General features: G+C 70.2%; 25 protein-coding genes. 19 read left to right on the forward strand and 6 right to left on the reverse strand.

The window, feature by feature from the left end:
- The first annotated feature begins 18 nt into the window (after positions 1–18).
- Positions 19–1,170: an NADH-quinone oxidoreductase subunit D gene (locus tag OHA64_RS27520; RefSeq protein ID WP_405617388.1), complete on the forward strand. Its 1,152-nt coding sequence runs from the start codon at positions 19–21 to the stop codon at positions 1,168–1,170.
- On the opposite strand, the gene OHA64_RS27525 is transcribed toward OHA64_RS27520, so the two are convergent.
- Positions 1,135–2,241 carry an SAM-dependent methyltransferase gene (locus tag OHA64_RS27525; protein ID WP_405617391.1) on the reverse strand — a complete coding sequence of 369 codons (1,107 nt, stop codon included), beginning with the start codon at positions 2,239–2,241 and terminating at the stop codon, positions 1,135–1,137. The genes OHA64_RS27520 and OHA64_RS27525 overlap by 36 nt on opposite strands.
- A 118-nt stretch (positions 2,242–2,359) precedes the next feature.
- On the opposite strand from OHA64_RS27525, the gene OHA64_RS27530 reads away from it, so the two are divergent.
- Both OHA64_RS27530 and OHA64_RS27535 read left to right on the forward strand, forming a co-directional pair.
- A complete protein-coding gene (locus OHA64_RS27530) occupies positions 2,360–3,562 on the forward strand; it encodes a sensor histidine kinase (RefSeq protein ID WP_405617393.1) in 1,203 nt (400 codons plus the stop codon).
- Positions 3,563–3,665: 103 nt separating this feature from the next.
- Positions 3,666–4,337 carry a response regulator gene (locus tag OHA64_RS27535; RefSeq protein ID WP_405617395.1) on the forward strand — a complete coding sequence of 224 codons (672 nt, stop codon included), beginning with the start codon at positions 3,666–3,668 and terminating at the stop codon, positions 4,335–4,337.
- A 49-nt stretch (positions 4,338–4,386) separates the two neighbouring features.
- Here the strand turns inward: OHA64_RS27535 and OHA64_RS27540 are convergent, their stop codons facing one another.
- The gene (locus OHA64_RS27540) at positions 4,387–5,493 is read right to left on the reverse strand and encodes a DUF5937 family protein (RefSeq protein WP_405617397.1); all 1,107 of its coding nucleotides are present in this window, start codon (positions 5,491–5,493) and stop codon (positions 4,387–4,389) included.
- Between the two features lie 170 nt (positions 5,494–5,663).
- Between OHA64_RS27540 and OHA64_RS27545 the strand changes: the two genes are divergently transcribed.
- On the forward strand, positions 5,664–5,879 hold the full coding sequence (locus OHA64_RS27545) for a hypothetical protein (RefSeq protein ID WP_405617399.1): 216 nt from the start codon (positions 5,664–5,666) through the stop codon (positions 5,877–5,879).
- Between the two features lie 19 nt (positions 5,880–5,898).
- Here OHA64_RS27545 and OHA64_RS27550 read toward each other — a convergent pair whose 3' ends face one another.
- Positions 5,899–7,173, reverse strand: coding sequence for a threonine aldolase family protein (locus OHA64_RS27550; protein ID WP_405617401.1), 1,275 nt, complete (start codon positions 7,171–7,173; stop codon positions 5,899–5,901).
- A gap of 183 nt (positions 7,174–7,356) precedes the next feature.
- Between OHA64_RS27550 and OHA64_RS27555 the strand changes: the two genes are divergently transcribed.
- From OHA64_RS27555 to OHA64_RS27600, 10 genes are all read left to right on the forward strand, one after another.
- The gene (locus OHA64_RS27555) at positions 7,357–8,310 is read left to right on the forward strand and encodes a Rossmann-like and DUF2520 domain-containing protein (protein WP_405617403.1); all 954 of its coding nucleotides are present in this window, start codon (positions 7,357–7,359) and stop codon (positions 8,308–8,310) included.
- The gene (gene panC / locus OHA64_RS27560) at positions 8,307–9,299 is read left to right on the forward strand and encodes a pantoate--beta-alanine ligase (RefSeq protein WP_405617405.1); all 993 of its coding nucleotides are present in this window, start codon (positions 8,307–8,309) and stop codon (positions 9,297–9,299) included. Before OHA64_RS27555 ends, panC begins: the two co-directional genes overlap by 4 nt.
- Complete coding sequence (locus tag OHA64_RS27565; RefSeq protein WP_405617407.1) at positions 9,296–11,020, forward strand: L-aspartate oxidase; 1,725 nt, start codon at positions 9,296–9,298, stop codon at positions 11,018–11,020. Before panC ends, OHA64_RS27565 begins: the two co-directional genes overlap by 4 nt.
- A gap of 5 nt (positions 11,021–11,025) precedes the next feature.
- The gene (gene nadC / locus OHA64_RS27570) at positions 11,026–12,012 is read left to right on the forward strand and encodes a carboxylating nicotinate-nucleotide diphosphorylase (RefSeq protein WP_405617410.1); all 987 of its coding nucleotides are present in this window, start codon (positions 11,026–11,028) and stop codon (positions 12,010–12,012) included.
- A gap of 5 nt (positions 12,013–12,017) precedes the next feature.
- The gene (locus OHA64_RS27575) at positions 12,018–12,815 is read left to right on the forward strand and encodes a type III pantothenate kinase (protein WP_405617412.1); all 798 of its coding nucleotides are present in this window, start codon (positions 12,018–12,020) and stop codon (positions 12,813–12,815) included.
- Positions 12,816–13,051: 236 nt separating this feature from the next.
- Positions 13,052–13,807: a hypothetical protein gene (locus OHA64_RS27580; RefSeq protein ID WP_405624131.1), complete on the forward strand. Its 756-nt coding sequence runs from the start codon at positions 13,052–13,054 to the stop codon at positions 13,805–13,807.
- Between the two features lie 94 nt (positions 13,808–13,901).
- Complete coding sequence (locus OHA64_RS27585) at positions 13,902–14,081, forward strand: hypothetical protein (RefSeq protein WP_405617414.1); 180 nt, start codon at positions 13,902–13,904, stop codon at positions 14,079–14,081.
- A 175-nt stretch (positions 14,082–14,256) separates the two neighbouring features.
- A complete protein-coding gene (locus tag OHA64_RS27590; RefSeq protein ID WP_405617416.1) occupies positions 14,257–14,700 on the forward strand; it encodes a BlaI/MecI/CopY family transcriptional regulator in 444 nt (147 codons plus the stop codon).
- A 9-nt stretch (positions 14,701–14,709) separates the two neighbouring features.
- Entirely contained in the window at positions 14,710–15,270 is a 561-nt protein-coding gene (locus OHA64_RS27595) for an amino-acid N-acetyltransferase (protein ID WP_405617418.1), read from the forward strand.
- 261 nt (positions 15,271–15,531) lie between these two features.
- Positions 15,532–15,867, forward strand: coding sequence for an Lsr2 family protein (locus OHA64_RS27600; RefSeq protein ID WP_405617420.1), 336 nt, complete (start codon positions 15,532–15,534; stop codon positions 15,865–15,867).
- Between the two features lie 47 nt (positions 15,868–15,914).
- Here the strand turns inward: OHA64_RS27600 and OHA64_RS27605 are convergent, their stop codons facing one another.
- Positions 15,915–16,697 carry an SCO3374 family protein gene (locus OHA64_RS27605; RefSeq protein WP_405617422.1) on the reverse strand — a complete coding sequence of 261 codons (783 nt, stop codon included), beginning with the start codon at positions 16,695–16,697 and terminating at the stop codon, positions 15,915–15,917.
- Positions 16,698–17,254: 557 nt separating this feature from the next.
- Here OHA64_RS27605 and OHA64_RS27610 point away from each other — a divergent pair.
- Positions 17,255–19,783 (forward strand): ATP-dependent Clp protease ATP-binding subunit, encoded by a 2,529-nt coding sequence (locus OHA64_RS27610; RefSeq protein WP_405617424.1) that lies wholly within the window; start codon positions 17,255–17,257, stop codon positions 19,781–19,783.
- 85 nt (positions 19,784–19,868) lie between these two features.
- Here the strand turns inward: OHA64_RS27610 and OHA64_RS27615 are convergent, their stop codons facing one another.
- Positions 19,869–20,516, reverse strand: a complete 648-nt coding sequence (locus OHA64_RS27615) for an HAD family acid phosphatase (protein ID WP_405617426.1) — start codon at positions 20,514–20,516, stop codon at positions 19,869–19,871.
- Positions 20,517–21,087: 571 nt separating this feature from the next.
- Here OHA64_RS27615 and OHA64_RS27620 point away from each other — a divergent pair.
- Positions 21,088–21,798 (forward strand): M23 family metallopeptidase, encoded by a 711-nt coding sequence (locus OHA64_RS27620; RefSeq protein ID WP_405617428.1) that lies wholly within the window; start codon positions 21,088–21,090, stop codon positions 21,796–21,798.
- Positions 21,799–21,851: 53 nt separating this feature from the next.
- Here the strand turns inward: OHA64_RS27620 and OHA64_RS27625 are convergent, their stop codons facing one another.
- Positions 21,852–22,439, reverse strand: coding sequence for a TetR/AcrR family transcriptional regulator (locus tag OHA64_RS27625; protein WP_405617430.1), 588 nt, complete (start codon positions 22,437–22,439; stop codon positions 21,852–21,854).
- A gap of 136 nt (positions 22,440–22,575) precedes the next feature.
- Between OHA64_RS27625 and OHA64_RS27630 the strand changes: the two genes are divergently transcribed.
- The 3 genes from OHA64_RS27630 (at position 22,576) to OHA64_RS27640 (ending at position 25,201) form a co-directional block, all read left to right on the forward strand.
- On the forward strand, positions 22,576–24,168 hold the full coding sequence (locus tag OHA64_RS27630; RefSeq protein WP_405617432.1) for an MDR family MFS transporter: 1,593 nt from the start codon (positions 22,576–22,578) through the stop codon (positions 24,166–24,168).
- Between the two features lie 109 nt (positions 24,169–24,277).
- Positions 24,278–24,700 carry a helix-turn-helix transcriptional regulator gene (locus OHA64_RS27635; protein ID WP_405624133.1) on the forward strand — a complete coding sequence of 141 codons (423 nt, stop codon included), beginning with the start codon at positions 24,278–24,280 and terminating at the stop codon, positions 24,698–24,700.
- A gap of 57 nt (positions 24,701–24,757) precedes the next feature.
- Positions 24,758–25,201: a VOC family protein gene (locus OHA64_RS27640; protein WP_405617434.1), complete on the forward strand. Its 444-nt coding sequence runs from the start codon at positions 24,758–24,760 to the stop codon at positions 25,199–25,201.
- The last annotated feature ends 75 nt before the right edge of the window (positions 25,202–25,276 follow it).

Raw genomic sequence — 25,276 nt, forward strand, 5'->3', positions numbered from 1 at the left:
GTAGGAGAGACTGAGTGCATGACTCCCACGACGGAGACCATGGTCGGAATCGGCGGCGCCGCGGAGAGCACCGACATGGTGCTCAACATCGGCCCTCAGCACCCGTCCACACACGGTGTGCTGCGGCTCAGGCTGGTCCTGGACGGCGAACGGATCCAGCACGCGGAGCCGGTGATCGGCTATATGCACCGCGGCGCGGAGAAGCTGTTCGAGGCACGTGACTACCGCCAGATCATCATGCTCGCCAACCGTCACGACTGGCTGTCGGCGTTCTCCAACGAGCTGGGCGTGGTCCTCGGCGTGGAGCGCATGCTCGGCATGGAGGTGCCCCCGCGCGCGGTGTGGACCCGCACCCTGCTCGCCGAGCTGAACCGGGTGCTGAACCACCTGATGTTCCTTGGCTCGTATCCGCTGGAGCTCGGCGGGATCACGCCGGTCTTCTACGCGTTCCGGGAGCGCGAGGTGCTCCAGAACGTCATGGAGGAGGTCTCCGGCGGCCGTATGCACTACATGTTCAACCGCGTCGGCGGCCTCAAGGAGGACCTGCCCGCCGGGTGGGCCACGCGCGCGCGTTCCGCCGTCGCCGCCGTGCGCTCCCGTATGGACCGGTTCGACGATCTGGTGGTCGGCAACGAGATCTTCCGGGGGCGTACGCGGGGCGTGGGCGTCCTTGCGCCGGAGGCCGTGCACGCCTACGGGGTGAGCGGGCCGATCGCGCGTGCCTCGGGCGTCGACTTCGACCTGCGCCGGGACGAGCCGTATCTCGGGTACGGGGAGCTCCAGGACACCCTGAAGGTGGTGACCCGGACAGAGGGTGACTGTCTTGCCCGCTTCGAGGTTCTCCTGGAGCAGACCCACAACGCCCTCGACCTGGCCGGCGCCTGTCTCGACCGGCTCGCCGACCTGCCGCCCGGACCGATCAACCAGCGGCTGCCCAAGGTCCTCAAGGCACCCGAGGGCCACACGTACGCGTGGACCGAGAACCCCCTCGGCATCAACGGCTACTACCTGGTCAGCAAGGGCGAGAAGACCCCGTACCGACTGAAGCTGCGCTCGGCGTCGTACAACAACATCCAGGCGCTCGTGGAGCTGCTGCCGGGCACGCTGGTGGCGGACATGGTGGCGATCCTGGGGTCACTGTTCTTCGTGGTCGGGGACATCGACAAGTAGGTCTCCCGCGGGTGTGCCGGGCAGGTCCGGTGTGCCGGGCGGGTCTCCCGGGCGGGAGACCCGCCGGTCTCCCAGGGGCGCGTCCGGAATGCCGACCGGCTGGAGCAGCCACCCGAAGTCCCCGAGTCCGCCCACCGCGGTGAGCTCGGCGGCCTCCCCGGCGCTCGCGAGGGCGCGCACGTAGGCCATGGGCTCCGTGGACGCCAGCGCGAGCGGGGGGCGTGCGCCTGTGAGGCCCAGGTCGTGCAGGGCGGCGCGCTGACTCAGGACGCGCCCTGGGGGCAGTGCGCACGCGTCCAGCGCGACATGTGCCGTGAGGTCGCACGAGCCGTCCGGCACGGGCGCCGTCTCCCGCCCGTCCCGGAAGCCGGTGAGCGTTCCGAACGGAGGGCGCGCGTCCGCCGTGTGCGCGTAGTCCACCGCGACCGCGAGCCCTCGCTCCACGGTGGCGACCGCGGCCGCCCACGCCTCGTCCCTGGGCAGCCCGATCTCGGCCCGCAGCCCCGGTTCGGCCGGCAGCGGCCACCACCGGGTCAGCCACTCCGCCGCCGGGCCGCGGACCGGCTCTCCCAGGCGCTCCCGCCCGTCCTCCCGCACACGCACCAGCCGCGGTACGCCCGCGGAGTCGACCTCGGCGACCTCCACGGGCACGTTGTCGAGCCACTCGTTGGCGAACAGCAGCCCGGTGATCCCCTGTGGGGGCTCGGCCAGCCACTCGATCCGGTGATCGAGGTCCGCGGGCCGCTCGGCGATCTCGACGGCGTACCCACGCGCGCGGGCGGCCACCTCCGCGGGCAGCGCGGCGAGCACGCCCGCGGCCAACTCGCCGCGCCCCGCGGCCATGTCGACGAAGTCGAGCTCCGCCGGCCGGCCCAGCACCTCGTCGACCCGGCACAGCAGCCGGGCCACCGCCTCCGCGAACAGTGGCGACGCGTGCACGGCCGTACGGAAGTGGCCGGCCGGCCCCTCGGGCCTGCGGTAGAAGCCCTCCGGCCCGTACAGCGCCGCCTCCGCGGCGGCCCGCCAGCCGCGCCAACCGCGGCTCGTCGCCCCCGCGTTTTCCTCCGTCACGTCGTCAGGCTAAGCGCACAGGGGAACGGAGCCTCCACCTTGCGGAGTATGCGCGGACGCTACGGATCGGTCCTCCGGTTGACCCCTGCACGCATCCCGCATCCCTACGCTGGGTTACGTGCAGCGCCTCTATGACTTCCTCCGCAGGCACCCGACGTGGGCCGACAGCTTCTGGGCCGTCTTCCTCTTCGGGATTTCCGTGGCGGGCGAGGAGGCCCGCCAGACCGCCCAGGGCACCGATTCCCGGGGTGTGATCGTGCCGATCGTGCTCCTGCTGTGCCTGGTGATAGCGCTGCGCCGGCGGATGCCGGAGAAGATGCTCCTGCTGGCCCTCGGCCTCGGAGTGGCGCAGGTCGTGCTGGACGTCGAGACGTCGGCCGCGGACTTCGCCCTGCTGGTGATCGTCTACACGGTGGCCGCGACCGGCGCCCGCTGGGCCTCCCGGCTCGCGCTGGTCACGGGCCTGTGCGCGGCCACCGTGGCACAGCTGCGCTGGCCGAACACCGACTCGGGCGCCCTGGGCAACGTCGCCCAAATGATCTTCCTGACGGTGCCGTTCGCGCTCGCCTGGGTGCTCGGCGACTCGATCCGCACCCGCCGCGCCTACTTCGCGCAGCTCGAGGAGCGGGCCTCCCGTCTGGAGAAGGAGCGTGAGGCACAGTCGAAGGTCGCGGTCGCCGCCGAGCGGGCCCGGATCGCGCGCGAGCTGCACGACGTCGTCGCGCACAACGTGTCGGTGATGGTGGTCCAGGCCGACGGTGCCGCCTACGTCCTCGACGCCGCCCCCGACCAGGCGAAGAAGGCCCTGGAGACGATCTCCTCCACCGGCCGCCAGGCCCTCGCCGAGATGCGCCGCCTGCTGGGCGTGCTGCGCACCGGCGAGCACCAGGAGGGCGGCGAGTACGTCCCGCAGCCCGACGTGGAGCAGATCGAGGACCTCGTCGAGCAGTGCCGGGGCTCCGGACTGCCCGTCGACTTCAAGATCGAGGGCACCCCGCGACCGCTCCCCAGCGGCGTCGAGCTCACCGCGTACCGCATCGTCCAGGAAGCCCTGACCAACAGCCGTAAGCACGGCGGGCCGAACACGGGCGCCAGCGTCCGGCTGGTCTACTTCGACGACGGGCTCGGCCTGCTCGTCGAGGACGACGGCAAGGGCGCCCCGCACGAGCTGTACGAGGAGGGCGGTCTCGACGGCCGGGGGCACGGCCTGATCGGCATGCGTGAGCGGATCGGCATGGTCGGCGGCACCCTGGACGCGGGTCCGCGCCCCGGCGGAGGATTCCGCATCAGTGCACTGCTCCCGCTCAAACCGGCGCACTGACGTCGACGCACGCATCCGGTTGACACCTGTAACGATCCCTATGGCCCCTACGGCTCCTATGGACCCCACGAACCCCGACGGACAGAGAACGGAAGAGGCCCCGATGACGATCCGCGTGATGCTCGTCGACGACCAGGTGCTGCTGCGCACCGGGTTCCGGATGGTGCTCGCAGCCCAACCGGACATGGATGTCGTCGCGGAGGCGGGCGACGGCGTGGAGGCTCTCGAGGTGCTGCGTTCGACGGCCGTGGACGTCGTCCTGATGGACGTCCGGATGCCGAAGCTGGACGGCGTGGAGACCACCCGCCGCATCTGCCTGGAGTCCGACCCGCCGAAGGTGCTGATCCTGACCACCTTCGACCTCGACGAGTACGCCTTCTCCGGGCTGAAGGCGGGCGCCTCGGGCTTCATGCTCAAGGACGTGCCGCCCGGTGAACTGCTGGCGGCCATCCGCGCGGTGCACAGCGGTGACGCGGTGGTGGCACCGTCGACCACGCGCCGCCTCCTCGACCGCTTCGCGCCGATGCTGCCGAGCGCCGGCAAGGAGCCCCGGCACCAGGGGCTGGAGCGGCTCACCGAGCGGGAGCGCGAGGTCATGATCCTGGTCGCCCAGGGCCTGTCCAACGGCGAGATCGCGGCCCGGCTCGTGCTGTCCGAGGCGACCGTCAAGACCCATGTGGGCCGCATCCTGACCAAGTTGGGGCTGCGGGACCGGGTGCAGGTGGTCGTCCTGGCGTACGAGACGGGGCTGGTGCGGGCGGGCGGGCACGGATAGCGGTTGGGGGCTGGCGGCGGGGCAGCGGTCAGCAGTCATCGGTCGTCGGTCATCGCAGGATCCCCTCCAGGAAGTCACTGCCCAGCCGGGCCACCACGGTGACGTCCAGTTGGTGCAGGACGTATCGGCCGCGGCGGCGCGTGGTGATCAGGCCCGCCTTCTTCAGCACCGCCAGGTGCCGGGATATCTCGGGGGCCGTCATGCCGTGCACCTGGGCCAGCTCGCTCGTCGTATACGCGCTGCGGGCCAGATTGCGGCAGATCCGCATCCTGACGGGGTGCGAGAGCGCGGTCATCCGCAGGGCCAGCTGGTCCACCGACGGCGGCGCGGCGAGCTCCGGCGAACCGACCGGGTAGTGCAGCGCCGGCTGCCAGCCGTACCGGTGCAGAACGCTCAGGTGCGGCCAGCCCAGGCTCGTCGGGACGAGCAGGAGGCCGCCGTCCCCGGTGGTCGAATGGCCGTCGCCCAGCTTGTCGACGGTGATCCGGGCCGCTGACTCGTCGAGCGTCACTGCGGGCGACACCGAGGCCAGCGCCTCGGCCAGGCCTCTGCGCCGCAGGAGGTCCGTCTTGTGGCGGGCGTCCGCCGCGAGCTGGTGCCGCAGCCGGGACCAGGCCCCCGCGAAGAACGCCTCGTCGCAGTCCTCCACGAACTGCCGGAACCAGGCCCGGATCCACGGCGGGTCGGCCAGCAGGCGCTCGCTGAACCGCACCTGCTGCGGTCCGCGCGACGCCGCCAGTTCCAGGGCGCGGCGCCGCATCTCCGCGTCGGCGAGGATCGGGGGCCCTTGCGAGGAGTACGGCATCGCGCACGAGAACTCCAGGGCCGCGTCCACGAACTGCTCGTCCGACAGCTTGTCCAGGAGCCCCAGGTCATCGGCGAGGGTCGCACCCGGAAGGGTGCTACGGCCGGGGACGCCGGCGAACGGCATGAAGAGGTCCGAGAACGTCGACCGCCACAGGAAGTCGGCCTCGCACATCCGGTCGGCCAGGTGCGAGTCGAGCCCGGCGGTCACGCTCGTCACCCAGCCCTGTAACGCGGGATGGTGCGCCGGTTCGGACAACGCGTGCAGCGCCATGCCGAGTTCGGCCAGGGGGGAGGACACGACGGCGACCCTCTCCGGCCGCAGCTCCGCGATGTCGATGCGCACGCTCATGACCTCATGGTGCACCCCGCCACTGACAACGCCGGTCCCGATTGACGGCGCCCGTCAATCGACGCGACGCCACCGCCGTAGCGGCGCAACCTGGGACGACGGGCAGCCGCGGAGCCCGCTTCCACGTCCGGCTTCCACGTCCGCAGAATCCCGAGAAGGGGCCGTCCGCCATGAGCATCACCCAGCAGTACCTCCTCGACACGTACCGCGCCGACCGGCTCGGTGAACCCGCGCCGCCCGCGCCCGGTGCCCACGACTGGCAGGTCGTCCGAGAACTGCGTGACCGTCGCGCGTTCCGGGCGGTCCTCGCCGAGCGCCCGGCCCGCGGACGGATACGCCTCGCCGTGCGCCGGTGGGTGCGTCCTCGGTCCCGTTCCGCCCGCTGACCCCTGCCGTCCTCCTCGGTCAGCGGGGAGCGCCCAGCCGGGCCACGAAGTCCGCGACCGCCGACCGCACGTCGTCGCGCGTCCACTCCAGGCCGGCCGCCCGTACGTAGACCTCCGTACAGGCCAGCCCGGGGCCCTTCTGGTCCCAGGCGTCGGCGAACAGCACGGTCCTCGTCTCCTCGGCCTGCCGGATCGCGGCCTCCGAGACGACATCGACGTCGTACGGCAGCCAGACCTGGAAGTCGTGGGTGTGCGGCACCTCGGGGTGGACGCGCGCCCACGGCACCCCGGCCGCCTCGAACCCGACGCGCATCGCGTCGGCCACCACGCGCGCGTGGGCCACGTACTCCGGCAACCGGGGCAGCTCCCGCTCCAGGCCGATCAGCGCCGACAGGGCGGTCGGGAACTGCTGGAAGAGCGTGCCGCCGTACCGGTGCCGCCAGGACTTCGCCTCCTCGACCAGCGTCCTGGGGCCGGCCAGGGCCGCGCCACCGTACGCGTCGAGGGACTTGTAGAACGACACATAGACGCTGTCCGCCAGGCCCGCGATCTCCTCCAGGGGGCGGCCGAAGTGCACGGTGGACTCCCACAGGCGGGCCCCGTCGAAGTGGACCACGGCATCGCGTTCCCTGGCCGCCGCCACGACCTCGGTGAGCTCCTCCCAGGACGGCAGCACGAAACCGGCGTCCCTGAGGGGGAGTTCGAGCATCAGCGCCCCGAACGGCTCGTCGAGGTCGCGTACCTCGTCCGCCGTCGGCAGCCGGGGCTCGCTCGTCACCCGGACCGGGCGCAATCCGCTGACCTGACTGAACGCGTTCCGTTCGTGCACCTCCGGGTGGGCCAGCCCATGCAGGGCGACCGTCGCGTCACCGGTGCGGCCCGCCCAGCAGCGCAGGGCCACCTGCTGGGCCATCGTGCCCGTCGGGAAGAACGCGGCGGCCTCGGTGCCGAGCAGGCCCGCGACCCTCTCCTCCAGGGCCTCGACCACGCCGTTGCCGTAGATGTCCGACGTCTCGTCCAGGTCGTACACCTCCGGCGCCGCGTCCAGCAGGGCCAGGCGCTCCCGCAGCGTGCCGAGGAAACCGAGGCGCGCGAGAGCGCGCTCAGCGCCTCGGGTAGCGGCGCTGCGTCGCTCCCTGCGCCGGGTACGCCGTTCTGCGTCGGAGACCCCCGCGGGCTCTTCCTCGTCGGCCCGCTCCCGTTCTTCCTCGTCAACGACGTGCGTGGGTCGCTCATCGTCGGAGACCCGCATCGGCCCGTGCTCGTCCTGTGCCTGCTCCGCCGTATCGCTCATGCCCGGATCATGCCCGTGGCCCTCCACACGGGCATCCGGATTTCCGCGCGTGCGTCAGTGGGCACCCGGCGTGCCGTGGCCCACAGCCTGTGGACAACCGAACGCCCCTCGAACCAATCGCGTTAACATGACGAGAAATCGTCCGGTACCCAGAGCGGACTGGAACGGGAAGGCCGCAGTCGCGTGAGTACATTCCAACAGCCAGATCCCCAGGACCGCCCCGCGCGGCTCACCGTCGGTGTCGTCGGCGCCGGCCGCGTGGGCCCCGCGCTGGCCGCGTCCCTCCAGCTCGCCGGGCACCGTCCGGTGGCCGTCTCCGGAGTCTCGGACGCCTCCCGGCGCCGGGCCGCGCAGCTGCTGCCCGACGTGCCGGTCGTCCCGCCCGCCGAGGTCATGGAGCGCGCCGACCTGGTGCTGCTGACCGTCCCCGACGACACCCTGCCCGGTCTCGTCGAAGGCCTCGCCGAGACCGGTGCCGTACGGCCGGGACAGCTGCTGGTGCACACCTCCGGGCGGTACGGCACGAAGGTCCTGGACCCCGCCCTGCGCGTGGGCGCGCTGCCGCTGGCCCTGCACCCGGCGATGACCTTCACCGGCACGCCCGTGGACGTGCAGCGGCTGGCCGGCTGCTCCTTCGGCGTCACCGCGCCCGAGGAACTGCGGCTGGCGGCCGAGGCCCTCGTCATCGAGATGGGCGGCGAACCCGAGTGGATCGCCGAGGAGATGCGGCCGCTCTACCACGCGGCGCTCGCACTGGGCGCCAACCACCTGGTGACGCTGGTCGCGCAGTCCATGGAGCTGCTGCGCGCGTCCGGTGTGGACGCTCCCGACCGGATGCTCGGCCCGCTGCTCGGCGCCGCCCTCGACAACGCCCTGCGCTCCGGCGACGCGGCCCTCACCGGCCCCGTCGCGCGCGGGGACGCGGGCACGGTCGCCGCCCACGTCGAACAGCTGCGCAAGCACGCCCCCCAGGCAGTCGCCGGCTACCTGGCGATGGCCCGCGCGACGGCGGACCGCGCCCTCGCCCACGGCCTGCTGAAGCCGGAATTCGCGGAGGACCTTCTCGGGGTACTCGCCGACGGGACCGACCGGACCCCCGGGGACGGGACCGACGGCACCGAAGGGGACGCCCGATGACCACCGTCCTGCTGCGTACCGCCGACGAACTGCACGCCCGTGCGCGCGCGGGCCGCCGCGCCGTCGTGATGACCATGGGCGCCCTGCACGAGGGGCACGCCACGCTGATCCGCACCGCACGCGAGGTCGCCGGACCCGACGGCGAGGTCGTCGTCACGGTCTTCGTGAACCCGCTGCAGTTCGGCGAGGGCGAGGACCTCGACCGCTACCCGCGCACCCTGGACGCCGACCTCAAGATCGCCGAGGAGTCGGGCGCGGACGTCGTGTTCGCTCCCGCCGTCGACGAGGTCTATCCGGGCGGCGAGCCCCAGGTCCGCGTCAGCGCCGGACCCATGGGGGAGCGCCTGGAGGGCGGTTCACGGCCGGGCCACTTCGACGGCATGCTCACCGTCGTCGCCAAGCTGCTCCACCTCACCCGCCCCGACACGGCGCTCTACGGCCAGAAGGACGCCCAGCAGCTCGCCCTGATCCGCCGGATGGCACGGGACCTGAACTTCGGCATCGAGATCGTCGGCGTGCCCACCGTGCGCGAGGAGGACGGGCTGGCCCTGTCCAGCCGCAACCGCTTCCTCTCGCCGACCGAGCGCCGCACCGCCCTCGCGCTGTCCCGCGCGCTGTTCGCGGGCGGCGACCGGCACGCGGCGCAGGAGGCGCTGCGCGCCCGGGCCCGTGAGGTGCCCGCCACGCGTGCGCGTGCCGAGGCACTGAGCGCCATAGGGGAGTCCCGGGCCGCCGCCGACACCCACGCCGTCTCCAAAGCCGCCCCGGGTGGCCCCGCGACCGTCCGCGCGGCCGCCCGCCTGATCCTCGACGATGCCGCCCGCCTGGATCCGCCGCTCGCGCTGGACTACCTGGCGCTCGTCGACCCGTCCGACTTCACCGAGATCGAGGACGACTTCACCGGCGAGGCCGTTCTCGCCGTCGCCGCCCGGGTCGGGACGACCCGGCTGATCGACAACATTCCCCTCACCTTCGGAGCCGCCTCGTGACCAGCACAGGCATACGACTGCACGCGCCCGCACCCGGGTGGTCCATCGCCGCGGACGTCGTGGTCGTCGGCTCCGGGGTCGCCGGCCTCACCGCGGCCCTGCGCTGCGAGGCAGCGGGCCTGAAGACGGTCGTCGTCACCAAGGCCCGCCTCGACGACGGCTCCACCCGCTGGGCACAGGGCGGCATCGCCGCGGCCCTCGGCGAGGGCGACACGCCCGAACAGCACCTGGACGACACGCTCGTGGCGGGCGTGGGCCTGTGCGACGAGGAGGCCGTACGGATCCTCGTCACCGAGGGCCCGGACGCCGTCCGCCGGCTGATCGAGACGGGCGCCCACTTCGACGAGTCCGCCGAAGGACGGCTGGCGCTCACCCGCGAGGGCGGCCACCACCGCCGTCGCATCGCGCACGCCGGCGGCGACGCGACCGGCGCCGAGATCTCCCGGGCGCTCGTCGAGGCAGTACGGGCACGCGGCCTCCGCACGATCGAGAACGCGCTCGTCCTGGACCTGCTCACCGACGCCGACGGCCGTACCGCCGGCGTCACCCTGCACGTCATGGGCGAGGGCCAGCACGACGGCGTGGGCGCCGTGCACGCGCCCGCGGTCGTCCTCGCGACCGGGGGCATGGGCCAGGTCTTCTCGGCGACCACCAACCCGTCCGTGTCGACGGGCGACGGCGTGGCACTCGCCCTGCGCGCGGGTGCGGAGGTGTCCGACCTCGAGTTCGTGCAGTTCCACCCGACCGTGCTGTTCCTGGGCGCGGACGCGGAGGGCCAGCAGCCCCTGGTCTCCGAGGCGGTCCGCGGCGAAGGCGCCCACCTGGTCGACGCCGACGGGGTGCGCTTCATGGTCGGCCAGCACGAACTGGCCGAACTCGCCCCCCGGGACATCGTCGCCAAGGGCATTACGCGCCGCATGCGGGAGCAGGACGCGGAGCACATGTTCCTCGACGCCCGGCACTTCGGCGCGGACATGTGGGAGCACCGTTTCCCGACGATCCTGGCCGCCTGCCGCGCCCACGGCATCGACCCGGTCCACGAGCCCATCCCGATAGCCCCGGCCGCCCACTACGCCTCCGGCGGCGTCCGCACCGACGAGCTGGGCCGCACCACCGTGCCCGGCCTCTACGCGTGCGGTGAGGTCGCCTGCACCGGCGTGCACGGCGCGAACCGTCTCGCGTCGAACTCCCTCCTGGAAGGGCTGGTCTACGCCGAACGCATCGCCGCCGACATCGTGGCGAGCCGTGCCGTCAACGGTCTCCACGCGCGCGTGCCCGCGCCGGTCGAGCACCCCGAGAAGCCCGCCCACCCCCTGCTCGCCCCGGAGTCCAGGTTCGCGATCCAGCGGGCCATGACGCGCGGCGCGGGCGTCCTGCGCTCCGCCGAGTCCCTGGCCACCGCCGGGGACGCCCTCCAGCGCCTGCACGCCGACGCCCGGGACGCCCTCGACGAGAACGGCAAGACCGCCGAGCCGGGGGTCGACACCTGGGAGGCCACCAACCTCCTGTGCGTGGCCCGCGTCCTGGTCGCCGCCGCGCGCCTGCGCGAGGAGACCCGGGGCTGCCACTGGCGCGAGGACCACGCCGAGCGCGACGACAACACGTGGCGCCGCCACATCGTCGTACGGCTGAATCCGGACCGCGCACTCGCCGTACACACCACCGATACCGCAGACTTCCCCCCGACCCGGCAGCACCAGCAGCGCCTTCAGGAGCAGTGACAGAAGTGAGCACCCCCGACCTTCCCCTCGCCCAGAGCGGCGGCTGCGGCGACGGCTGTGCCTGTGGCGCCGACGCCGGCGTCGACGGCGAGGAATACCTGGAGTGCGGGCTCGACCCCGCGCTCGCCCAGCTCCTGGCCGACGCGGGACTCGACCCCGTGGAGGTCGAGGACATCGCCAACGTCGCCATCCAGGAGGACCTCGACCACGGCGTGGACGTGACGACCGTCGCGACCATCCCCGAGGACGCCGTCGCCACCGCCGACTTCACCGCCCGCGAGGCCGGCGTGGTGGCGGGGCTGCGGGTCGCCGAGGCCGTCGTCTCGGTGGTCTGTACGGACGAGTTCGAGGTCGAGCGGCACGTGGAGGACGGCGACCGCGTCGAGGCAGGGCAGAAGCTCCTGTCGGTCACCACGTGTACCCGTGACCTCCTGACCGCCGAACGCAGCGCACTGAACCTCCTGTGCCGTCTGTCGGGCATCGCGACCGCCACGCGCGCGTGGACGGACGCCCTGGAGGGCACCAAGGCGAGGGTGCGCGACACCCGCAAGACCACGCCGGGCCTGCGCTCCCTGGAGAAGTACGCGGTGCGCTGCGGCGGAGGCGTCAACCACCGCATGTCGCTGTCCGACGCGGCCCTCGTCAAGGACAACCACGTGGTCGCCGCGGGCGGCGTCGCACAGGCCTTCAAGTCCGTACGGGAGGCCTTCCCCGAGGTGCCGATCGAGGTCGAGGTCGACACCCTGCACCAGCTGCGCGAGGTCGTGGACGCGGGCGCCGACCTGATCCTGCTGGACAACTTCACACCGGGCGAGTGCGAGGAGGCGGTGGCCGTGGTGCACGGCCGCGCCGCACTGGAGGCCTCCGGCCGGCTCACCATCGGCAACGCCAGGACCTATGCGGACACCGGCGTCGACTACCTCGCCGTAGGGGCCCTCACCCACTCCTCGCCGATCCTGGACATCGGCCTGGACCTGCGCGAGGCGGAGTAGTCGCCATGCTCCTCACGATCGACGTGGGCAACACGCACACGGTTCTGGGCCTGTTCGACGGCGAGGACATCGTCGAGCACTGGCGGATCTCGACGGACGCCCGCCGCACCGCCGACGAGCTGGCGGTGCTCCTGCAGGGCCTCATGGGCATGCACCCGCTCCTCGGCGACGAGCTGGGGGACGGCATCGACGGCATCGCGATCTGCGCGACCGTGCCGTCCGTGCTGCACGAGCTGCGCGAGGTGACACGGCGCTACTACGGCGACGTGTCCGCGGTCCTCGTCGAACCCGGTGTCAAGACGGGCGTACCGATCCTGACCGACAACCCCAAGGAGGTCGGCGCGGACCGGATCATCAACGCGGTGGCCGCCGTCGAGCTGTACGGCGGGCCCGCCATCGTCGTGGACTTCGGTACGGCGACGACCTTCGACGCGGTGTCCGCGCGCGGGGAGTACGTCGGCGGTGTCATCGCCCCCGGTATCGAGATCTCCGTGGAGGCCCTCGGCGTGAAGGGGGCGCAGCTGCGGAAGATCGAGGTGGCGCGACCGCGGAGCGTGATCGGCAAGAACACGGTCGAGGCGATGCAGGCCGGGATCATCTACGGGTTCGCGGGCCAGGTCGACGGCGTGGTGAGCCGGATGGCGCGGGAGCTGGCGGACGATCCGGAGGACGTGACGGTCATCGCGACGGGTGGGCTCGCGCCCATGGTGCTCGGGGAGTCCTCGGTGATCGACGAGCACGAGCCGTGGCTGACGCTGATCGGCCTGCGGATGGTGTACGAGCGGAACGTGTCGCGGTTGTGACCTGCGGCGCGAGGCCGGCGCACCTTCGCGTCCGGGTCTGCCTCGCGCCGCGGCCGTGCATCTCGGGTGCACCTCGCGTGCACCTCGTCGGCGCCTCGCGTGCACCCGATCCGAGGGCTTGAGCCGCACGTCCGGGTGGGTGGCGGCAGGCGCCACACCCGGCGCCCTTATGTCGAATTTGTCTGATTAGCGCGTATCGTCGCCGCATGCCCACGCCATACGGATCCCGCGGCGGCATGGCGTTCGGTGTGGAGGAGCTGCGTGTGCTCCGCCGCGCTCTCGCCCTCGCCATCCACCCCACGCCCGCCCCGGCCGAGGACGTCCAGGACTGTCTCCGCCTAGCCGAGTCCCTCGACGAGGCGACGCGCGAAGGTGCCCGGCTGCGTGCCTTCCTGGTGGCCGACCTCGCCCGGTACCGCGCCGCCCTCCCCGGCACCGCCGCCGGCTATCTCACGCTCCTGGAGGAGGCCCTGGCCGCCGGATACCGTCCGGACCCCGACGACCTGGCCGCCCTCCGCGCCCTGCGCGGCAACCCCGTCGCGGCCCTCCTCCTCGACCGCTGCCAGGCGCTGGCCGAACAGGACGCAGGCGCCCCTCCGGCCCCTGGCGCCGCCCGCCAGGCCGCCACGGACACCCCGACCGTCCCCGCCTCCCGTACGCGCCTCCTGGCACTACCCGGAGGCCGTTCCGCCGTCACCGGGCACCCGGCCGGACGCGGAGTCGCGGAAGGGGCCGAGAATCACCCGAAAGCCTCCTCCAGGGTTCTTTCCGCGGGCGCCGCCGACGATGCGGCCAAGGGCCCGGCCAGGGACCCCGACCGAAAGCCCCCGCAGAAGCCCGCCGAGCGGCCCGAGCGGCCCGCCACCCCCAGGCCGGCGTCCCCCGCCGAACCGAAGCCGTCCCGCCCCATCCCCACCCCCGGCGAGGTCTTCCCCCGTCGCAAACCGACCAGCCCGCCCGCGGATCCCCCGCAGCAACGGGCCGCGGGCTGAGACGTCCGCCGACGCCCTGGTTCCGGGGGACGCTCCGCCCCACTTCGCTCCACCCCGCCCCGAGCGCCCCCCGGCCCGTGGCTACTCTGGACACATGGACTACGTCTCCGCGCTCGTGCCGCCGGTCGTCATGGCCGTGTTCTTCATCGGTCTGATCAGGGTGATCGTGAAGACCCAGGGCGGGGCCAACAAGGCCAAGGAGGACGCCGCCGTCGACGCGGCCCTCGCGCGCGCCGAGAGTGCCCGTCAGCGCTCCGCGAGCAGCGACGCCTGAGCGGTGGCAGTACGGGGATGACGGCAGTGGCGGTCACCCTGCCCGCTTCCGACGGTGCGCCGTGGGCGTAGGACTCCGGACATTCCCGAGTCCTGCGCCCTTTTTGCGCTTGTTTGCTGCTGAAAGCGCACGTCCGTCAGGCTGATTCCGAGATCTCCCACTATTGTGCTGAACTGTGCCTCGCCCATTGGGAGAACTCGAAGACGCGGTCATGACGCGGGTGTGGAAGTGGAACCGCCCGGTCACCGTTCGAGAAGTCCTGGAAGATCTTCAGCAGGAACGGTCCATCGCATACACCACGGTGATGACCGTCCTGGACAATCTCCATCAGAAGGGCTGGGTGCGCCGGGAGGCGGAAGCCCGGGCCTATCGATATGAGGCGGTCTCCACCCGGGCCGCGTACGCCGCGGCGCTGATGAACGACGCCTGGTCCCAGAGTGACAACCCGGCCGCGGCTCTCGTCGCGTTCTTCGGCATGATGAGCGACGAACAGCGGCATGCCCTGCGAGATGCCGTACGCATGGTCCAGGGTCCGGAATCATCCGAAGCCCCTCCCGACGCACCGCCCGATACCACCGGGACGAACCCCGGCTCTGCGCCGGAGGGCGACGGGCGATAGCGTCCGCTCATGTCAGCAGAGAGCTCAGCGGAGAGTCCGTCCGCGGAGAGTCCCGTAGTCACCGCAAAAGCCATCACCGTCCGGCGGGCCCGCACCGGCGATGTCCCGGCCGTGCGTCGTCTCCTTGACGCGTACGTCCGCGGCCGCATCCTGCTCGACAAAGCGACGGTGACCCTTTACGAGGACATCCAGGAGTTCTGGGTCGCCGAACGGGACGACAACGCCGAGGTCGTCGGCTGTGGCGCCCTTCATGTGATGTGGGAAGACCTCGCGGAAGTCCGCACTCTCGCGGTGAAGGACGGACTGAAGGGTGCCGGTGTCGGCCATCAGTTGCTGGAGAAGTTGCTGCACACCGCGCGCTGGCTCGGCGTTCGCCGCGTTTTCTGTCTGACCTTCGAAGTGGACTTCTTCGGCAAGCACGGCTTCGTCGAGATCGGCGAGACGCCCGTCGACACCGATGTCTACGCGGAGCTCCTGCGTTCCTATGACGAAGGCGTGGCGGAGTTCCTCGGTCTCGAACGGGTGAAACCGAACACCTTGGGCAACAGCCGGATGCTTCTGCATCTGTGATCGCCAAGGCATGCCATGGGGCGACAAGGTCAGATGGGGAGAACCTATTCCGTCCGGTCGGGCCCTGCCCAGGTTCCCTATGTCCGAAACGCACATGTTTCCGGACTGGGGGAGGTCGGTCGATCCCGCCCTAGGGTTTGTGTTTTTCCAGCAAAAGCGGTTTGCTTTCCGACGTACTGCAGTACTGCATATAACAGGGGACGGCGAAACGGCGGATGCCGCAGGCCCCCGGCCCTCAAGTTATGGATGAAAGGAAATCCGGTGGCACAGAAGGTTCAGGTCCTTCTTGTCGATGACATCGACGGCGGCGAGGCGGACGAGACCGTCACGTTCGCGTTGGACGGCAAGACCTACGAGATCGATCTCACGACCACCAATGCGGACAAGCTGCGTGGTCTTCTTGAGCCTTACGTGAAGGGTGGTCGCCGCACCGGGGGCCGCGCTTCGGGTGGACGCGGAAAGGCGCGTGCCGCTTCTGGTGGCAGCCAGGACACCGCGCAGATCCGCGCTTGGGCGAAGGAGAACGGTTACGAGGTCAATGACCGCGGCCGCGTTCCGCAGTCCATTCGCGAGGATTACGAGAAGGCCAACGGCTGATCGAGGTATCCGGCTCGGCGCGGATCCGGCCCGAATCGGTGCCTGGCTCAGTGCCGGGCCCGGGGGACGGCCGGCGGCCGGGCGCCCGCCTGTCGCAGTCGCAGGCGGTGGCACTGGGTCGCCACGGTGCTCAGAACGCGTACGAGATCGGGGGCGCCCCCACCGCCCCCCATGGCCGACAGTGTCGGCAGCGAGGCCTCGACCTCGCACCCGGGCTCGGGGGGCCGCACCCACACGGCGGCCCTCTGCACGGCCCCGACGCGGCCCTGCGGGAGCGAGCGCAGCCCTGGAGGCCCCGGGGGAGCGGGAAGCAGCGGACCGGCTTCGCGAAGCAGGCGTGTCATCACCGTCTGCTCGGTCCCGTCGAGGGCGGTCTCCCCGGGCTCGTGCGACGGCCCTTTCGGTACCTGGTGCCCCGGCTCGTGCGACGGCCCCGCTTGTGCGGTTTGTGCGATGTGCCCGGGCTTGTCCGGTGGCCCCGCCTGTGCCTTGTGTCCCGTGTCGTGCGGCAGACCCGCCCACACCGGGCGCCCCGGCTCCGGCGGCGCGGGCGCGTCCAGCACTCCTCCCTCGCCGATCATCGTGAGGTCGAGCGGCAGCGTGCCCCACTCCAGCCAGTCCAGTACGCCGGGCACCTCCTCCGCAGCGCCTGCGGCCACCAGGAGCCGCATCCGGCCGCCCTGCAGGGCCACCGGGGACCCCGCGACCAGGTGGCGCAGGGCCGCCCGTCCCGCCTCGGCCGGCACATCCAGAACGTCGAAGCGCAGGCCCACCGAGAGCTGCACCGGGGCCCCGGGGATGCCCGGAGTTCCGGGCGGCGGGGGCGACACGGGCACTGTCCGCCAGCCCAGTACGTTCTCGTACCACCGGCGGGTCCGGTCGCTCGGATCGAGAGGTCGACGAGGGAGCGGGACCGCGGGGGATCCGGTGGTGACCGGGGGGAGGCTGCCAACCATGCCAAGTGCAACAGTCGAAGCGGCGCGCAAGTTACGTTGCGTGCCTTTCCGTATGCGAAGAGTGCTCGATCTGGGGTGCGCGGAGGAGCGGGGAGACACGAGGTTGTTCGCCCATAGCGGAGCGAACCGGTGCCTGCGGCATGGAGTGTGTCAGTCCCAGCGGGTAAGACATCCCTAGTGGGAGGGGGCGACACGCAGGACAGGGCGTCTCACGTTCGCCATCGGCGTACTGATAGTGAGGGTAACTGCCTGGCCTGCGGGAACATCGTCTCGCACCATCGGGTTGGAGCAGATGTCGGCGTTCGGGGTCAGGAGGCCATCGACGGTGTCGGCAGTTGGAATGAGCGGTCCCCGCTTGCGGGACTAAGCTGCGGAAGGACAGGGAGGGGAAGTTCCCCCCACTGCCTGACCGCTCTGAGGAGCGATTAACGATGTTCGAGAGGTTCACCGACCGCGCGCGGCGGGTTGTCGTCCTGGCTCAGGAAGAAGCCCGGATGCTCAACCACAACTACATCGGCACCGAGCACATCCTCCTGGGCCTGATCCACGAGGGTGAGGGTGTCGCCGCCAAGGCCCTTGAGAGCCTCGGGATTTCGCTCGAGGCGGTCCGCCAGCAGGTGGAGGAGATCATCGGCCAGGGCCAGCAGGCCCCGTCCGGGCACATCCCCTTCACCCCCCGTGCCAAGAAGGTCCTGGAGCTGTCGCTCCGCGAGGCCCTTCAGCTGGGCCACAACTACATCGGCACGGAGCACATCCTGCTCGGCCTGATCCGTGAGGGCGAGGGCGTCGCCGCCCAGGTCCTGGTCAAGCTGGGCGCTGATCTCAACCGGGTGCGGCAGCAGGTCATCCAGCTGCTCTCCGGCTACCAGGGCAAGGAGACCGCCGGCGCCAGTGGTGGCCCTGCCGAGGGCACGCCCTCGACGTCCCTGGTCCTCGACCAGTTCGGCCGGAACCTCACCCAGGCCGCTCGTGAGTCCAAGCTCGACCCGGTCATCGGGCGCGAGAAGGAGATCGAGCGGGTCATGCAGGTGCTGTCCCGCCGTACCAAGAACAACCCGGTCCTGATCGGTGAGCCCGGCGTCGGCAAGACCGCCGTCGTCGAGGGCCTCGCCCAGGCCATCGTCAAGGGCGAGGTGCCCGAGACCCTCAAGGACAAGCACCTCTACACCCTGGACCTCGGCGCACTGGTCGCCGGCTCCCGCTACCGCGGTGACTTCGAGGAGCGCCTGAAGAAGGTCCTCAAGGAGATCCGCACCCGCGGCGACATCATCCTGTTCATCGACGAGCTGCACACGCTGGTCGGTGCGGGTGCCGCCGAGGGCGCCATCGACGCCGCTTCGATCCTGAAGCCGATGCTGGCCCGCGGTGAGCTCCAGACCATCGGTGCGACCACGCTGGACGAGTACCGCAAGCACCTGGAGAAGGACGCGGCCCTCGAGCGCCGCTTCCAGCCCATCCAGGTCGCGGAGCCGTCCCTGCCGCACACGATCGAGATCCTCAAGGGTCTGCGTGACCGGTACGAGGCGCACCACCGCGTCTCGATCACCGACGAGGCGCTGGTCCAGGCCGCCACCCTGGCCGACCGGTACATCTCGGACCGCTTCCTGCCGGACAAGGCGATCGACCTGATCGACGAGGCCGGCTCCCGGATGCGCATCCGCCGGATGACCGCGCCGCCGGACCTGCGCGAGTTCGACGAGAAGATCGCCGGCGTCCGCCGCGACAAGGAGTCCGCGATCGACTCGCAGGACTTCGAGAAGGCCGCCTCCCTCCGCGACAAGGAGAAGCAGCTCCTGGCCGCCAAGGCCAAGCGGGAGAAGGAATGGAAGGCCGGCGACATGGACGTCGTCGCCGAGGTCGACGGCGAGCTGATCGCCGAGGTCCTCGCGACCGCCACCGGCATCCCGGTCTTCAAGCTGACCGAGGAGGAGTCCTCGCGTCTGCTGCGCATGGAGGACGAGCTCCACAAGCGGGTCATCGGCCAGGTCGACGCCGTCAAGGCGCTGTCGAAGGCGATCCGTCGTACGCGTGCGGGCCTCAAGGACCCGAAGCGTCCCGGTGGTTCGTTCATCTTCGCCGGCCCCTCCGGTGTCGGTAAGACCGAGCTGTCCAAGGCCCTCGCGGAGTTCCTCTTCGGTGACGAGGACGCGCTGATCTCCCTCGACATGTCGGAGTTCAGTGAGAAGCACACGGTGTCGCGTCTCTTCGGTTCGCCCCCCGGATACGTGGGCTACGAAGAGGGTGGCCAGCTGACCGAGAAGGTCCGCCGCAAGCCGTTCTCCGTCGTCCTGTTCGACGAGGTCGAGAAGGCCCACCCGGACATCTTCAACTCGCTGCTGCAGATCCTGGAGGACGGTCGCCTGACCGACTCCCAGGGCCGGGTCGTGGACTTCAAGAACACGGTCATCATCATGACGACCAACCTCGGCACCCGGGACATCTCCAAGGGCTTCAACCTGGGCTTCGCGGCCTCGGGTGACAAGAAGTCGAACTACGAGCGCATGAAGAACAAGGTGTCGGACGAGCTCAAGCAGCACTTCCGTCCCGAGTTCCTCAACCGCGTCGATGACGTGGTCGTGTTCCCGCAGCTGAGCCAGGACGACATCCTCAAGATCGTCGACCTGATGGTCGGCAAGGTGGACGAGCGGCTCAAGGACCGGGACATGGGCATCGAGCTCTCCCAGGCCGCCAAGGAGCTGCTGTCCAAGAAGGGTTACGACCCGGTGCTGGGCGCGCGGCCGCTGCGTCGCACCATCCAGCGCGAGATCGAGGACACGCTCTCCGAGAAGATCCTCTTCGGCGAGCTGCGTCCCGGTCACATCGTGGTCGTGGACACCGAGGGCGAGGGCGAGACCCAGACCTTCACCTTCCGGGGTGAGGAGAAGTCGGCGCTGCCCGACGTCCCGCCGATCGAGCAGGCGGCCGGCGGAGCCGGACCGAACCTGAGCAAGGAGGCGTAAGCCTCACGGCCCTGGGCCGGAGAAAGGGGCCGGTGCTTTCGAGCACCGGCCCCTTTCGCATGCCCTGGTGCAACCCCGCGGGTGGTTACGACAACTGACCGTCGTAGTCAGGAAGCTTGTACGTCTTCTCGGCGTGCCCGCCCGACAGGTCGGTGGCGCTGTTGCCGATGTTCGCGATGATCGTGTAGCCCTTGGACTCGATGTCGACGCGCTGGGCGGTCTTGTAGGCGGCGACGTCCTTGAAGAGGTCGCTGAAGCCGCGGACGTAGAGCCCGGACACCCGGTAGCCGACGTTCTTGAGGTTGTAGTCGGTCACGCCGGAGATGATTCCCGGGCGGGCGGTGACGAAGAACAGCGAGACGCCGTGCTCCTGAGCGAATGTGGCGACGTTCAGGACCGGCTTGTTGGCGGGCTGCGGGTAGCTGAAGCCGAAGTCCGTCTCCAGCGTCGTGTTGTCGATGTCGAAGACGATCGCCTGCTTCTCGCCCGGCTTGGTGGCCGCTGTGCGCTGCTTCAGATAGGGCAGGGCCTGGTCCATCACGCCCTGGCAGTCCCGCTGCCAGGTGGCGTAGTCGACATCCTCGGCCGCGGCGGCCTGGGCGGTCGTGGAGGCGCTCATGGAGGTGCTCGTGGCCGTCGTGGCGGCCTCGGCGGGGACGGCCAGTGCCACGAGGGCGGCGGCGGAGACAGTGGTGACGGCTGTGCGGCGCGCCCAGGGGCGTCGTCTTGTCATGTGGGGGTTCCTCTCACGTCCGGACGTTCTGCAGTTTTCGGATGCATGTTCGTGGGTGAGGGTGGCGCGAGGGGAACCGTAGAGTTACCGAGGGGTAAGTAGCCAGAGACGTGCGTCACATTATGTGGATCGGTGCGTCTGACTGGTGATCAGAATCCTGGCTCGGCAAGCCAGTTGGCCGAAATCCCGCCCCTTCGAGGGTGGCTGGGACCCCCTTGAGGCCTTTCCGGGTCGGCAGAGTAGTCGCCGTCACATTCCGGGGTCGGTTGATCTCGCGCTCCGGTGACATGAGGCACAGCCGATTTGTCCGTTACTAGGGTGAATAGTGGCGGTGCAGAAATGGGCAAAAAGGACATTTGATACGAAGTTCATGGGTCGATCCTGCCGTCCTGTGCGGATTTATCCCTGATGGTGATTCTGTCAAGAAGCATTAATCTTTGCGCTGAAATACTAATTTCATTCGTAGATAGCTGGTTTGGGGCTATCTGGGGTTGGCGGTTACCAAGGGATGGCCGTCCGGCGGGTGCTGTGCGCCGGGTGGTCTTTCTGTCCCCGTCCCCATGAGGTTCTGATGTTCCAGCGTGTCTCGTCCCGTTCTTCCCGTGCGTCTGCCCTCCGTGCCCGCGCGGCCGTGCTCGCAGTCGGCCTGGGCGCGTCGGTCGCGCTGGGGGCCGGAGTCGCGGCCGCCGCCGACGCCGCGCCGACGGCCTCCACCGCCGTCCAGGCGCAGTCCGTCGTGCAGGCGAAGGTCGCCAAGACCACCACCGCCGGACAAGCGAAGGCGCAGGTCGCCAAGAAGGCTGCGGCGAAGAAGGCTGCCGAGAAGAAGGTCGCTGCCAAGAAGGCTGCCGCCAAGAAGAAGGTTTCCTGGATCGACCCGGTGCGGAAGTACACCCTGACCGCGAGCTTCGCCCAGGCCGGCGGTATGTGGCAGTCCACGCACAGCGGGCAGGACTTCGCCGTGCCGACCGGTACGAAGGTCATGGCCGCGCACGGCGGCACCGTGGTCAAGGCGGGTGGCAACGGCGCCGGCGACGGCCCCGCGTACGGCAACGCCATCGTCATCAAGCACGGCAGCGGAACGTACTCCCAGTACGCCCACCTGTCCCGGATCGACGTGCGGATCGGCCAGATAGTCAAGACCGGTCAGCGCATAGCCCTGTCCGGCAACACCGGCAACACCAGCGGCCCGCACCTGCACTTCGAGATCCGTACGACCGCCAACTACGGATCGGCCATCGACCCGGTCAAGTTCCTGCACGCCAAGGGCGTCCACGTCTGAGACCGCCCCTGGGTCGGCCCCGGATCGCTCCGGGGCCGGGCTGTTGCAGCCCCTCAGGCGCCCTTGTGTGCCTGGGTCACCAGGTCCGTAGCCACGTCCAGGACCGCCTTGCGCTTTTCCTCGGAGGTCGCGTCCAGGTCCTGGAGCAGGAACATCCCCGCGTGCATGGTGAAGAGCGCGCTGACGCAACGGACCTGGTCCACCAGGTCCGAGTCCGGGTCGACGATGATCTCGCGCAGACCGTGCATACGGTCCTTGAACGTCTCGCCGACCCGCAGCTCACGTACCGTCGCCTGGTTCTCCTGCATGAAGCGGAACAGCGGCGTCGCGCCGGCCAGGACCTCGCTGTAGCGACGTACGATCTCCTTCTTCGTCTCCAGGGTGTGCGGCTGCTGCCTGCCCCACTCGATCAGGTCGAGGATGGGTTGCGTGCGGTCCTCGAAGATGCTGACGAGGATCTCTTCCTTGGTCTTGAAGTGGTAGTACAGGGCCGCCTTCGTGACGTCGAGCCGCTCCGCGATCTCGCGCAGGGAGGTCTTCTCGTACCCCTGCTCGGCGAAGAGTCCGAGTGCCACGTCCTGGATGCGCTGGCGGGTGTTGCCGCGGCGCTGCTGCTTGGTGCCGTCCATGATGCCGCCCATCCTCGCGTTCCTCGGCTTTCCGCAAAACTTACTTGACGACCGGCTAGTTACGCGACTACCTTCCCCTGAGTGTAGTCAACTAGCCGGGCGGCAAGTAAGTGGGAGTCCGGCCGCAGTGCCAGGGGAGTGGGAAACGATGGCGGACACAGAGACGGCCGGCCCCGTCGACGCGGGGGCGGAGAAACAGCCCAGGAGCGTGCGGGTCGTACTGCTCGCGCTCATGATCACGATGATGCTCGCGATGCTCGACAACATGATCGTGGGCACCGCGATGCCGACGATAGTCGGCGAGCTCGGCGGACTGGAACACCTTTCGTGGGTGGTGACCGGATACACGCTCGCGACCGCCGCCTCCACCCCGCTGTGGGGCAAGATCGGCGACATGTACGGGCGCAAGGGCGTCTTCATGAGCTCGATCGTGCTCTTCCTGATCGGGTCGGCGCTGAGCGGCATGGCCCAGGACATGGGGCAGCTGATCGGCTTCCGCGCGATTCAGGGCCTGGGCGCCGGTGGTCTGATGGTCGGCGTCATGGCGATCATCGGTGACCTGATCCCGCCCCGCGAGCGCGGCAAGTACCAGGGCATGATGGCGGGCGTCATGGCGCTTGCGATGATCGGCGGGCCGCTGGTCGGCGGCACCATCACCGACCACTGGGGCTGGCGCTGGGCCTTCTACATCAACCTGCCGCTCGGCGTGGTGGCGCTGGCCGCGATCAGTGTCGTCCTGCACCTGCCGAAGAAGCGGGCGCAGGCGCGGATCGACTACCTCGGCGCCGGTCTGCTGACCGTCGGCATCACCTCCATCGTGCTCGTCACCACCTGGGGCGGTTCGGAGTACGCCTGGACGTCCGCGCGGATCATGGAACTGATCGGCATCGGCGTCGCCTCGCTCATCGGGTTCGTGTTCTGGCAGACCAAGGCCGCCGAGCCGGTCGTGCCGCTGCACATCTTCCGCAGCCGCAATTTCACCCTGATGTCGGTCATCGGCTTCATCACCGGCTTCGTGATGTTCGGCGCGACCCTCTTCCTGCCGCTGTACCAGCAGTCGGTGCAGGGCGCGTCCGCGACCAACTCGGGGCTGCTGCTCCTGCCGATGCTCGGCGCCATGCTGGTGACCTCGATGGTCGCGGGACGGGTGACCACCAACACCGGCAAGTACAAGATCTTCCCGGTGGTCGGCAGCGTGCTGATGGTCGTCGGGCTGTATCTGCTCTCGACGATGGACACCGGTACCACCCGCTTCACCTCCGGGGTGTTCATGGCCGTCGTCGGTCTCGGCATGGGCTGCCTGATGCAGATCACCATGCTGGTGGCGCAGAACAGCGTGGAGATGAAGGACATGGGCGTCGCGTCCTCGTCGACCACTCTGTTCCGTACGCTCGGCTCCTCCTTCGGTGTCGCGATCATGGGCGCGCTGTTCAACAACCGGGTCGCCGACGTCATGTCCGAGCGGGCCGGGGAGCTGGGCTCCAAGGTGACCGAGAAGTCCGCACAGCTGGACGCGGCGAGCCTGGCGAAGCTGCCGGCCGCGGTCAGCGACGCGTACAAGCACGCGGTGTCGGCCGGCACGCACTCGGCGTTCCTGCTGGGAGCGATGGTCGCCGTGGCCGCGCTGGTGGCGGCCGTGTTCGTCAAGGAGGTCCCGCTCAAGGGCGCCGGACCGCAGAAGGCGGGGGAGGACTCGGCCGACGGAACCGCGGCGCAGCCGCCCATGGTCGAGGCCCACTGACCCGCGCGTGAACTGAAGGCCCCCGGATGGTGTCCGCCCCGGGGGCCTTCGCACGCCCGGATTCCGGGGCGTTGTCAGTGGCCCGTGCCACCATCGCCGTATGGACAGGATGCGGCAGGTGCGGCTGGCGAAGGACGCCATGGACCGGGACTGGGCGGACCCCGGGCTCGACCTGGACGCTGTCGCCGCGCACGCCGGGTACTCACGGTTCCACTTCATACGGGCCTTCCGGGAGGCGTACGGCGAGACGCCCGGCCAGTACCTCACGCACCGCCGTATCGAGCGGGCGGAGGAGATGCTGCGCACCGCGAACCTGTCGGTGACGGAGATCTGCCATCTCGTCGGCTTCAGCAGCCTGGGCACCTTCTCGGCCCGGTTCAAGGCGTGGACCGGGCTGCCTCCCAGTGAGTACCGGGACAAGCACGTGGGCCGCGGAGCCGCCCTCATACCCGGCTGCTACGCCATGCTCTGGGCCGGCGGCTTCCGAACCGCTCCGGGCAGCGCACGGCGCAATTCTGAAGAAGCGGGATGACCGCGTCGCTGCCTACGGTGACAGGGCACGACCGACGACTGCCGACAGGAGCTCGCCATGATCAAGGGTTTCGCCATCTCGACCGTCTGGGTTCTCGATCAGGACCGGGCCAAGGAGTTCTACACCGAGAAACTGGGCCTTGAAGTCCGCACCGACATGACGATGGGCGAGGGCGGCATGCGCTGGCTCACCGTCGGCTCCCCGAACCAGCCCGACGTCGAGCTCACGCTGATGGTCCCGGGCGGACACGCGATGGACCCCGAGTCCGCCGAGATGATCAAGACGCTGGTGGCCAAGGGGGCGCTCGGCGCCGGTGTGCTGACCACCGACGACATCCACGGCGACTACAAGAAGCTCAAGGAACGCGGCGTGGAGTTCCTGCAGGAGCCGCAGAAGCGTCCGTACGGCACGGAGGCGCTCTTCCGTGACGACTCCGGGAACTGGTTCTCCTTCACCCAGCCCCGTGAGGGCGGCCTCGACATGGAGCAGGAGTGGTCCTGAGGGTCCAACGGGCACGACCGCCCTACGGCAGCATCGGACGGCCCAACGACAGCATCGGCCCAACGACAGCATCGG

The sequence above is a fragment of the Streptomyces sp. NBC_00076 genome (assembly GCF_045041235.1).
In the GTDB taxonomy this organism is placed as follows: domain Bacteria; phylum Actinomycetota; class Actinomycetes; order Streptomycetales; family Streptomycetaceae; genus Streptomyces.

Bases quoted from the DNA above. Each gene is read 5' to 3' on its own strand.
- OHA64_RS27640 (WP_405617434.1), top strand. From the start codon at position 24,758: ATGATCAAGGGTTTCGCCATCTCGACCGTCTGGGTTCTCGATCAGGAC.
- OHA64_RS27575 (WP_405617412.1), top strand. From the start codon at position 12,018: ATGCTCCTCACGATCGACGTGGGCAACACGCACACGGTTCTGGGCCTG.
- OHA64_RS27620 (WP_405617428.1), top strand. From the start codon at position 21,088: ATGTTCCAGCGTGTCTCGTCCCGTTCTTCCCGTGCGTCTGCCCTCCGT.
- panC (WP_405617405.1), top strand. From the start codon at position 8,307: ATGACCACCGTCCTGCTGCGTACCGCCGACGAACTGCACGCCCGTGCG.
- OHA64_RS27630 (WP_405617432.1), top strand. From the start codon at position 22,576: ATGGCGGACACAGAGACGGCCGGCCCCGTCGACGCGGGGGCGGAGAAA.
- OHA64_RS27520 (WP_405617388.1), top strand. From the start codon at position 19: ATGACTCCCACGACGGAGACCATGGTCGGAATCGGCGGCGCCGCGGAG.
- OHA64_RS27595 (WP_405617418.1), top strand. From the start codon at position 14,710: ATGTCAGCAGAGAGCTCAGCGGAGAGTCCGTCCGCGGAGAGTCCCGTA.
- OHA64_RS27585 (WP_405617414.1), top strand. From the start codon at position 13,902: ATGGACTACGTCTCCGCGCTCGTGCCGCCGGTCGTCATGGCCGTGTTC.
- OHA64_RS27625 (WP_405617430.1), bottom strand. From the start codon at position 22,439: ATGGGCGGCATCATGGACGGCACCAAGCAGCAGCGCCGCGGCAACACC.
- OHA64_RS27580 (WP_405624131.1), top strand. From the start codon at position 13,052: ATGGCGTTCGGTGTGGAGGAGCTGCGTGTGCTCCGCCGCGCTCTCGCC.
- OHA64_RS27635 (WP_405624133.1), top strand. From the start codon at position 24,278: ATGCGGCAGGTGCGGCTGGCGAAGGACGCCATGGACCGGGACTGGGCG.
- OHA64_RS27540 (WP_405617397.1), bottom strand. From the start codon at position 5,493: ATGAGCGTGCGCATCGACATCGCGGAGCTGCGGCCGGAGAGGGTCGCC.
- OHA64_RS27610 (WP_405617424.1), top strand. From the start codon at position 17,255: ATGTTCGAGAGGTTCACCGACCGCGCGCGGCGGGTTGTCGTCCTGGCT.
- OHA64_RS27545 (WP_405617399.1), top strand. From the start codon at position 5,664: ATGAGCATCACCCAGCAGTACCTCCTCGACACGTACCGCGCCGACCGG.
- OHA64_RS27615 (WP_405617426.1), bottom strand. From the start codon at position 20,516: ATGACAAGACGACGCCCCTGGGCGCGCCGCACAGCCGTCACCACTGTC.
- OHA64_RS27550 (WP_405617401.1), bottom strand. From the start codon at position 7,173: ATGAGCGATACGGCGGAGCAGGCACAGGACGAGCACGGGCCGATGCGG.
- OHA64_RS27535 (WP_405617395.1), top strand. From the start codon at position 3,666: ATGACGATCCGCGTGATGCTCGTCGACGACCAGGTGCTGCTGCGCACC.